We start from the raw sequence: 8926 nt of genomic DNA, 5'->3' as shown, positions 1-8926 counted from the left end.
GGGAAGTCGTTTGCCGTTAGGCCCGGGTTGAAGTTCCAGTTGAGGAACGATTGATCGAGCACGACTTGCGAACCGGAGTAGAGGATCTCGCGCAGTGGGAAGTGCGTTACCTGCGAGAGGTAGATGATTTGCTCGGATATGCCGTCGTTGGTTGCGGGGCTTGCGACGATGAGCTCGACGCGATCGGTGGGCACGCCGTCGATCTTGCCGCCGGGGGCTTGCGAGAGCTTCCCGGGAATGCTGGTGTACTTCGCGATGATGTTCTGCGGGAGGCCGTCGGGGATCGTGTAGCCGCGCAGCGAGACGGCGCGTCCGTCGTGGAGGCTGATTTTAAGATGAATGCCGGAGAGAAAACCGCCTTGATGGCCGCTGACCTGGTCGCCGCCGGCCCATACCGCGCCGGAGCCCTTGCCATCGCCGGACTCGATCAGCGTTTTTGCAAAGTGCGGCTTCATGAACGAATAGTCGTAGAGCCGGTCTTGCACCGAGGATCCTTTGGTTTCGTGGGCGCGGAGCTTGTACGTGAATTGGCTCGTCTTAGCGAAAGCCGCATCGAAGGCGGCGATTGCGGGTGTGGAGTTTGCGGCCATGGCGAGATGCGGAGCCACGAGTAGCGACGCGACTGCCGCTGCCAGGATGAGGGCGGGCGAGCGTTTGAGCATAGTTCTCTCCTGTAGCTAGTGCGAGCGCACGCGCGCTCTAAGAGCGAGTCTCTCCGGTGGACTGTAGCGTTTCGTCGATGAGTAAGGTTCCGTGCTTGCCTTCAACGCCGATGAGCACATCGCATTTTGCATCGGATGCGACTTCTTCGATCGCGCGGCCTAAAGGAGCGCCGCTGTACTTGCCCTCGCGGAACGAGCCGAGGATGATGAGATTTGCCTTCTCTCGCTTGGCGATGTCGAGTACGGCCTGTTTGGTCGAGCGGGCCTTGATCGTCTCCGTCCTTAGCGTAACGTCACTATTGAGGGCGATCGTTTCCGCTGCGCCCAAAGCGTCGAGGGCGGCGCGCTCTTCAAGCGGCATCTCGGCGTCCGGGGGAAGCGTGTAGGGGACTTCGATCACGTAGATGGCCAGCAACTCGGATTTCTCGCCGCGCGCGAGTTTGGCCGCCAGCGCCATCATGTGTCCCGAGAGAATCTCCGGAGAGAACACGACGATGATGCTGCCCACCATGCGCTCGAGCTCGTTCTCGGCTTCTTGCGCGAGTTTTTGCACGAACGAAGCCGGCGGGTGCAGCATCCACCACAGGGTTGCTCCGATCGAGGCCGCGATGAACACCGCGATAACGGCGCCGATGACCGTGACTTGCACGTGGAATTCGGTGGGCGGCGCGATCACGTGGAACCTCTGCGTATCCGCATGATGAGGGAGAGCCGGTGGGTGCCTAAGGCAACCATGGCGATGCCTAAAACCAAGCCGGGCAGGATCTCAAAATGCAGCCCTTGGCCGAGCATACGCACGATGACCACCGCGCCGACAAGGGCGATCGCTGCTGCCAAAACGGCTCGTAGGATCAGCATCTGTTAGGCCTTCGCCTCCGTCGCGACGCGCTCGTCGTGCGTCTTGAGATTGGCAAGGTATTCGTCCATCAGCTCGAGTTCGCCGGCGCTGCGCAGGATCTCGATTTGTTGCTTGCGCCAGTCTTGCTTGCGCGAATGGAACATCGGGAGTTTGCGGCTGCGGCGATAGAACAGGTAGAATATCAGTCCGAAGATCAGCCACAACGGGCCGGCGATGCGCCCGATGGGATGGGTGAATAGGGTGAAGACCAGGATCGATCCAATGCCCAGAAAGCCGAGAACCGCGATGATCGGGAATTCCGCACGCTCGCCGTTTACTCGTACCGGAATATTGAATGGAATCTTAAATTTGCGCGGGCTCAACGGGTCGTGCAGACGCAACGCGACCAGCGCGATAAAGACGAACGAGTAGCTGGTTGCAGCGCCGAATGCGTAGAGATCGGCGAGGAAATCCAGGCCGCTTTCCCCCCGAAAGAGGCGGGCGTAGATCGCATTGGCGTTTGGATCCAGCGACGGCAGCGCTGCGAAGATCAGTTCGACGATCGCGACGCCGCAGAAGGTCGCGATCGAAATAACCGGCGTCCGGTACTTGGCATGGACGCGTTGGAAGATGGAGGGCAAGAGATTGCCCCTCGACATCGCGTAGGCGATGCGCGAGCTGCCGAACACGCCCGAATTCGAAGAGATCAAGAGTAAGATCGCGCCTAAGACCGGGACGTAAAATGCCGCGAGCGCCCCGAAATACGGGATCTGCTGGGCGAGCAGCGCCACGGCCTTACCTTGATTATCGGGGTTATTCGGGAAGATTTCCCAGAATTGCATCGGGTGGCCGTGGGCATCGAAAATGGGGTGCCACGGATGCATGCCCAACGCGAGGTTGGAATAAGAAAGCGCGAAGATCAAAATCGTGAGGATGAGCGCGACCGAGGTGCGCGGCACGACCGACGCCGGACGCTGCGTCTCTTGGGCGGCCTGCGAGATCGATTCGAGGCCGACGAACGAAATGATTGCAAGCGAGATGCCCAGCATCAATTGGTAAGGCGAGGGCCAGTGCATCTGCATGTTGTGCATCAACAGTTCGGGCCGGAACGTGAAGAGGAAGCCGAAGCAGAGGATGCAGCATTCGCTCACGACGTCGAGTGCGGAGACGAACCCGTTGAACGCGGTGCTTTCGCGCACGCCCACGATGTTGAGCACGCATAGGCCCACGATCAGCCCCAGTGTGACCAGGAAGTGGACCCAGGGGTGGACGGATGCAACCAAGACCGGCGCCAATTGGCTGCTGTAATCGACGCACGTCCAGGCGAAGAGCGTGACGTCGATGGTGAAATCGAGCAGTACGGCCCAGCCCGCCATGAATCCGAATACATCGCCGAGCCCGCGCTGGACGAAGTATTGGCCGCCTCCGGCCACCGGGTAGGTGGCGGCGAGTTCGGTGTAGGCCAGCCCGATGCAAACGTAAACGATTCCGGCGAAAAGAAATGCAACGTTCGACGCGCCGGCTGCGGCGGCGAGCACCAAGCCCAGGCCGACAAAGATGTCGGCCCCGACATCGGAGTAGCCCCATGCGAAGGAGCCCCAAGGCGTGACGGAGCGACGCAGCTCCGGCTTGTTATCAGTCGGCATGTATGGCTTTAAAAAATAATTCCGATGGCGGTGCGTTCTAGGGCATTGATCGTGTATTCGGCATGCGCGTACTGTTCGTGTAGGCCGAAATCGTGAAAGATCCGTAAGGCTTCGTTGAGGCGGTTGACGCCGTCGCGCAGCTCGTTGCGCTCGCGCTGTCCGTCGGCCGCTTTTTGCAGAACCATCGTGGCGTACTTGAGAGCGGTTTTGGCGTACTCCACGTCGTTGTTGATCGCGGCGAGTTCGTGCATGGCCGCGAGATATGCGTCGCGCGCTTCGTCGTAGTTGCGACGTCGCGTGGCGATCATGCCTTTGAGCACGTTCTCCAAGGCGTCGTTGCGATTGCGCGAGGATGCCAGTGCCCGGTCGAGGGCCTGGCGGAGCGTCGGGTCGGTGCTGGCGCCGCCCGCAGCCGGCGTGAACGTGCGTAGTGGGCGGGGCGGCTCGCTTAAGGGTGCCGGCGTCGTCGGCAGCGGGCCGAGCAGCGTTTCGATCTCGACTAAAAATTCGCGAGCGGTCTGGTAGCGCCGTCCGGGGTCTTTTTCGATCGCGCGCATGATCACGCTTTCGAGGACCTCGGGAATATTGCGGTTGATCTCGCGCGGAGAGGTCGGTAGATCGTGAACGTGCGAGTACATCGTCGCGACGATGTCGTCGCGGTCGTTGCGGAACGGGAGCGTACCGGTAAAAATCTCGTACATCAAGATGCCGACCGAGTAGAGATCGCTGCGCACGTCGGCCGGCTTGCTGAGGAATCGCTCGGGTGCCAGGTAGGAAATGGTGCCGACGATCTGCCCTGTCCGCGTCGTTTGCGTCACTTCGCTCGCGCGGCGCGCCAGCCCGAAGTCGGTGAGCTTCACGTGGCGGCCTTCATCGACCGTCATGACGTTCGCCGGCTTGATGTCGCGGTGAATGATTCCCTGCGAGTTCGCGTAGTCCAGCCCTTCCAAAATCTCGTACATATAGCCGAGAGCCTGCTTGTAGCCGAGTTCGCCGCCTTCGAGCGCCGAGAGCGTTTTACCGCGTACGAGTTCCATCACGATGTAGGAGATACCGTGGTCCTCTCCGGCATCGTAGACGGCGACGATGCGGGGGTGGTTGAGGCGCGCCATCGCACGGGCTTCCAAAAGCAAGCGCGCATTGGTCTCGTCGGAGCGCTCGATCAGCACCTTTACGGCAACATCCCGGCCCAGCGTCTGGTCTTGAGCCCGGTAGGTGTCGGCCGTGCCGCCACGCCCGATCAACTCGGCGATGTCGTAACGCCCGCCGAGGGTCCGTCCTTGGAGTGATTCCACTATGCCCTGTTCACCATCCTAGAAGGCGTTTCGATGCAACTGTGGCCGATTACCGTCTAGTGCCACGACATCGAAGCGAAACCTCGCCGCGGGTGCGACGATTTGGGCGTAATCGGCAGCCGCCCGGCGTAGCCGCTTGCGCTTGGGGGCATCGACCCCATGGAGCGCCGACCCAAAGGCAGCCCCGCTACGCTGCTTGACCTCCACAAACACCAACGTTCGCCCATCCAGGCAGACGACGTCGATCTCGCCCCCGGGCACGCGGACGTTGCGTTCCAGGATGCGGTAGCCGGCCGCCTCGAGCAGGGCCACCGCCCGATCCTCGCCGTCCCGGCCCTTAGAAGAAGTCGAGTTGGGCATCTTTGACCCGCGTGAACCCGATTCGGTGATGGACGCACGGCCCGTAGATCCGCAGCGCCTCGATGTGCTGCGGCGTTGCGTATCCCTTGTGGGTCGCAAAGCCGTAGCGCGGGTCTTCGCGGTCGAGCTCCTGCATGAGCGCGTCGCGGTAGACTTTGGCCACGATCGATGCGGCGGAAATCACCGCGCAGATCGCGTCCCCTTTAATCAGCGGCTCTTGGGGGCCCGGGTACGATTTGATGCGCACCGCGTCGGTGAAGAGGTACTCCGGCGCTTCGCACGGCAGGGCGGCTATCGCCCGCTCCATCGCCAAGACGCTGGCCCAGTAGATATTGAGGCGGTCGATCTCCGCGACCGTCGCTACGCCGATGGCCCAGCCGGTCGCGAGTTCGCGTACTTGGTGGGCGATCGAATCGCGCATCTCCGGGCGAACCTTCTTCGAATCGTTGAGGCCGTGAATCATCAGCGGCTCGCGCGCGACGACGCAGGCCGCCACGACCGGCCCTGCCAACGGGCCCCGGCCGACTTCGTCGATGCCGCCGACCAGCTGAAATCCGCGCTCGCGCACGGCGTGTTCGTATCGATGCAACCGGTGTAATCGTCGCCGTTCGCGCTCGTACGCGCTGCGCTCTTTACGTTGTTGCGGGGTCATCGGGTGCTTCTAAGGAGATGCGGCCGAACACGCCGTCGTTGAACGCGCTGATGTAGGATTGCGCGGCGTTGTGATAATCGATCTCGCCGCCTTTGCGCGCGAAGCCGCGCGCGGAAGCGAACGTTTCGAGATCCGGAACGCGGGTGCGACCGTGCGTGGCATCGGTCAGCCAGCGATGAAAATTGATAGCGACTTCCTCGGGATCGTAGCGTTCGCGTGGGACCGCGCCCACCATTGCGAGCTTCCACTGGGCTTCCCTGGTTGCGATTTTCGGCACGAGAATGCCTGGCGTATCCATCACTTCGAGGCCCGGCCCTAAACGGAACCACTGCAATTGGCGCGTGACGCCTGCTCGGTCTTCTGTGCGAGCGGCCGACCTTCGCAAGAGCCCGTTGATGATCGATGATTTTCCCGAATTGGGAAGGCCGACGACGATCGCGCGCGAGATTCCGCGCCCGGTTGCCATGCGCTTCATCACCGCGATCGCTCGCGTGAGGCTCTGCTGGTCGCGCCCGGTTGTCGCCAGCGCTTCGCGCCCGATCGATGCGAAGTGCGCGAGCCAGCTCTTGGTCGTCGCCGGGTCCGCGAGATCGTCGCGATTGAGGATGACGATCCGATCGCGATTCTTGGCAAGCGTGTCGAGCATCGGGTTTGCGCCGCTGACCGGCACGCGAGCATCGATCACCTCGATGACGATATCGATCAGCTTGAGGTATTCGCCGATCCTGCGCATCGCCCGGACCATATGGCCGGGGTACCACTGTACGACCTTATCGAGATTGTCGCTCACGGCTACAGCGCGCCGATATCGTGAATCGGCCACACGCCCGCGATCGCGCGACCGATAATCAGACGTTCGCGAACGGGCCCGAAGACGCGTGAGTCCTCGCTCTTGGCGCGATTATCGCCCAGTACGAAGACGGCGCCGGGCGGTACGGTGACCTCCGGGAAGCTTCGTGTGTCGGTGAAACGGATGTACGGTTCCGCCAGCGGCACGCCGTTCAGAAATACCGTGCCGCGTTCGATACGCACCCGGTCGCCGGGCAGCCCGATGACGCGCTTGATGAAGATTTCGGGCGGGTCGCCGTCGTGACGGAAGGCGATGATATCGCCGCGATGCGGTGGCGCTAGGCGATATGCGATCGTGTTGATGAGCACGTATTCGCCCGAGACGATATGCGGCTCCATCGAAAGCCCCGAGACTTGCGGCATTCGGATGAAGAATGCCGCAATCAGCAGAGCGAGAATTACCAACTGCAACGCGAGGCTCGCAAGCGAGCGCCAATGCAAGAGCCGAGTCACGTCGCGTGGTGTTCGGTCTAACGCGAGAGAATCTTTGCCTGCGAGATCGGCCAGAAGATCAAGAATGCGCGCCCGGTGAATCCGGCCGGTTTGCCCGCTCTCGGCCCGGTCGCGAACGTGCCGCCGGCTTGCGCGAATCCCCAGATGTGCGAATCTTCCGAATCGTTCCGATTGTCGCCCATCATGAAGTAGCAATTGGGTGGGATCCGGTCGGGTGCGGTCCAGGCCGATTTGGGCGGAATATTTGCAACCGACGGGTCGAGCGGTTGGCCATCGACGTAGACGCCGTAATTCTTGATCTCAAGTTCGTAATCCGGGCGTTGCGCGATGTACGGCTCGGCCAGCGCCTTGCCGTTGATGTAGACGATGCCCCCCTCGATACGCATCGTGTCGCCGGGACGCCCGATAATGCGCTTGATAAAGTCGTCAGGCGTAGGAATCGGCGGCGGGAAGACGACGATGTCGCCCTCGTTCGGTTTGTGGAACCGATACTCGAACTTGTCTACCAAGAGCACGTCGTGGACTTCCAACGTCGGCACCATCGATGCCGAGGGAATGTAGTACGTACGGGCGACGAAGGTGATCAGTATCCACGCGGCAAGCCCCGCAACGATGAACGGGTCGAGATATTCGCGCGCGATCGCGGTAGTTCGTCCGCTCGAACTCGCTACGACGGGGCGTAACGAGAGCACGATGCGCACGGCGGCGATAATGGCTACGAGCGTAAGGAGTTGAAGTGGAGTCATCTTCTCTCGTGAATCAGTGAAGGATGCGAATGCGGTCGAAGGGCCAAAAAATCATGATTGCGCGTCCGGCGAATCCCGCGACCGTCTTACTATGCGCGAGCGGGCCGGCAGCGAAGTGTCCGTGAAGTTGCGCGAAGCCCCAAACGTGGGAATCTTCGGAGTAGTTGCGATTATCGCCGAGCATAAAAACAAAGCCCCGGGGTATACGATCCGGCGCCTGCCACATCGACCTGGGGGGGATATTCGCCGTCGCGGGGCCGAGAGGCTGCCCGTTCACGTAGATCGTGTAGTCGGCGATCTTTAGGTCGTAGTTCGGCGGCTGATTTTCGTAGGGTTCCTTCAGCGCCGTGCCATTGCGATAGACCACGCCGCCGGCGATCCGAATCGTGTCGCCGGCCACGCCGACGACGCGCTTGATGAATTCGTCACCGCCCGAACGGACCGGTGGGGTGAAGACGGCGATGTCGCCGGGACGGGGCGCGTGCAAATGGTAGTCGAGCTCGTTGACCAGCAGCATGTCGCTCACTTGCAACGTCGGAACCATCGAAATCGACGGAATATAGAAGGTTCGGATGACGAAGGTCGTCAGAAACAGTGCGACCAGGCCCGCGACGATGACGGCGTCGAGATACTCGCGTACGACAAGAGCGGCCGACGACTGATCGTCGTCGGCCGCCTTGGTGAAGAATCCGAGGGCGATTCGGGCGATCGCAAAGACTAGGATCAGCCCGAGTAGCTCAAGCGGGGTCAGGCTACTTCGTCGCCTTCTTTTCTTTGATGCGTGCGGCCTTACCGATCTTGTCCGAGAGATAGTAGAGGCGGCTGCGGCGGACGATGCCGCGCTTGCTCACTTCGATTTTCTCGACGCGTGGGCTGTGCAAGAGGAACGTCTTCTCGACGCCGACGCCGTGAGCGACGCGGCGCACGGTTACGGCCGAGTGAGAGCCGCCGCCCGTGCGAACGGTCACCACGCCTTCGAACATTTGGACGCGCTCTTTGCCGCCTTCGACGACCTTGGAATAGACCTTCACGGTATCGCCGGAGCGGAACTCCGGGATGCTCGCCTTGAGCTGCTCGCTGTTGAGGACATCGATGACGTTCATGTTTGCTTTTCTCTAAAGAGCGGACGAACGAATAGCCGGGGCAGACCCCAGCACAACCTCGGCATAATACCACGGGCAGCTTCGCCCCCGCAAGCGACTCCTGTCACTGTGTAGGCCCCAAATAGAAATGTCCGGTTTTCCCCCAAGTAGAGATGTCCGGGTTGGCCGTCGGAGTTCCCCCGATGGAGCTTCTGACGATGAGCCGACCCGAAATCGCCCGACTGGACGCTTGTCAGCGCCTCGAGGCGGGAACTCTTACCCAAGCCGAGGTGGCCGCCCAGCTTGGCCTGTGCGACCGCCAGGTCCGGCGTCTTTTGGCCCG

12 protein-coding genes are annotated in these 8926 nt (G+C 61.5%); all 12 read right to left on the bottom strand.

Annotation, left to right across the window (positions count from 1 at the left end; genetic code table 11):
- Positions 1–662, bottom strand: a 662-nt coding sequence (locus VMW12_14065; protein ID HUZ50849.1) for a hypothetical protein, incomplete at its 3' end; no start/stop codon positions are given.
- A gap of 37 nt (positions 663–699) precedes the next feature.
- On the bottom strand, positions 700–1338 hold the full coding sequence (locus tag VMW12_14060) for a universal stress protein (GenBank protein HUZ50848.1): 639 nt from the start codon (positions 1336–1338) through the stop codon (positions 700–702).
- On the bottom strand, positions 1335–1520 hold the full coding sequence (locus VMW12_14055; GenBank protein ID HUZ50847.1) for a hypothetical protein: 186 nt from the start codon (positions 1518–1520) through the stop codon (positions 1335–1337). Before VMW12_14055 ends, VMW12_14060 begins: the two co-directional genes overlap by 4 nt.
- Before the next feature lie 3 nt (positions 1521–1523).
- A complete protein-coding gene (locus VMW12_14050) occupies positions 1524–3146 on the bottom strand; it encodes an APC family permease (GenBank protein HUZ50846.1) in 1623 nt (540 codons plus the stop codon).
- Between the two features lie 8 nt (positions 3147–3154).
- Positions 3155–4441, bottom strand: a complete 1287-nt coding sequence (locus VMW12_14045; protein HUZ50845.1) for a protein kinase — start codon at positions 4439–4441, stop codon at positions 3155–3157.
- An 18-nt stretch (positions 4442–4459) separates the two neighbouring features.
- On the bottom strand, positions 4460–4801 hold the full coding sequence (locus VMW12_14040; GenBank protein ID HUZ50844.1) for a YraN family protein: 342 nt from the start codon (positions 4799–4801) through the stop codon (positions 4460–4462).
- Entirely contained in the window at positions 4779–5453 is a 675-nt protein-coding gene (locus VMW12_14035) for a ribonuclease HII (protein HUZ50843.1), read from the bottom strand. The genes VMW12_14040 and VMW12_14035 overlap by 23 nt, the downstream gene beginning before the upstream one ends.
- Entirely contained in the window at positions 5434–6243 is an 810-nt protein-coding gene (ylqF, locus tag VMW12_14030) for a ribosome biogenesis GTPase YlqF (protein ID HUZ50842.1), read from the bottom strand. Before ylqF ends, VMW12_14035 begins: the two co-directional genes overlap by 20 nt.
- A gap of 2 nt (positions 6244–6245) precedes the next feature.
- Positions 6246–6755 (bottom strand): signal peptidase I, encoded by a 510-nt coding sequence (gene lepB / locus VMW12_14025; GenBank protein ID HUZ50841.1) that lies wholly within the window; start codon positions 6753–6755, stop codon positions 6246–6248.
- Between the two features lie 17 nt (positions 6756–6772).
- Positions 6773–7501, bottom strand: coding sequence for a signal peptidase I (lepB, locus tag VMW12_14020; GenBank protein ID HUZ50840.1), 729 nt, complete (start codon positions 7499–7501; stop codon positions 6773–6775).
- A gap of 13 nt (positions 7502–7514) precedes the next feature.
- A complete protein-coding gene (gene lepB, locus VMW12_14015; protein ID HUZ50839.1) occupies positions 7515–8201 on the bottom strand; it encodes a signal peptidase I in 687 nt (228 codons plus the stop codon).
- Between the two features lie 52 nt (positions 8202–8253).
- Complete coding sequence (gene rplS, locus VMW12_14010) at positions 8254–8604, bottom strand: 50S ribosomal protein L19 (protein ID HUZ50838.1); 351 nt, start codon at positions 8602–8604, stop codon at positions 8254–8256.
- Between the last annotated feature and the right edge of the window lie 322 nt (positions 8605–8926).

Source organism: Candidatus Dormiibacterota bacterium, assembly GCA_035532835.1.
Lineage (GTDB): Bacteria > Vulcanimicrobiota > Vulcanimicrobiia > Vulcanimicrobiales > Vulcanimicrobiaceae > DAHUXY01.
Note: the sequence above shows the minus strand (reverse complement) of the source record. Positions and strands in the feature narration are given on the sequence as shown.

Excerpts from the sequence above, each read along its gene's own strand:
- VMW12_14055 (HUZ50847.1), bottom strand. The coding sequence starts at position 1,520 with ATGCTGATCCTACGAGCCGTTTTGGCAGCAGCGATCGCCCTTGTCGGC.
- VMW12_14050 (HUZ50846.1), bottom strand. The coding sequence starts at position 3,146 with ATGCCGACTGATAACAAGCCGGAGCTGCGTCGCTCCGTCACGCCTTGG.
- VMW12_14040 (HUZ50844.1), bottom strand. The coding sequence starts at position 4,801 with ATGCCCAACTCGACTTCTTCTAAGGGCCGGGACGGCGAGGATCGGGCG.
- VMW12_14035 (HUZ50843.1), bottom strand. The coding sequence starts at position 5,453 with ATGACCCCGCAACAACGTAAAGAGCGCAGCGCGTACGAGCGCGAACGG.
- lepB (HUZ50840.1), bottom strand. The coding sequence starts at position 7,501 with ATGACTCCACTTCAACTCCTTACGCTCGTAGCCATTATCGCCGCCGTG.
- rplS (HUZ50838.1), bottom strand. The coding sequence starts at position 8,604 with ATGAACGTCATCGATGTCCTCAACAGCGAGCAGCTCAAGGCGAGCATC.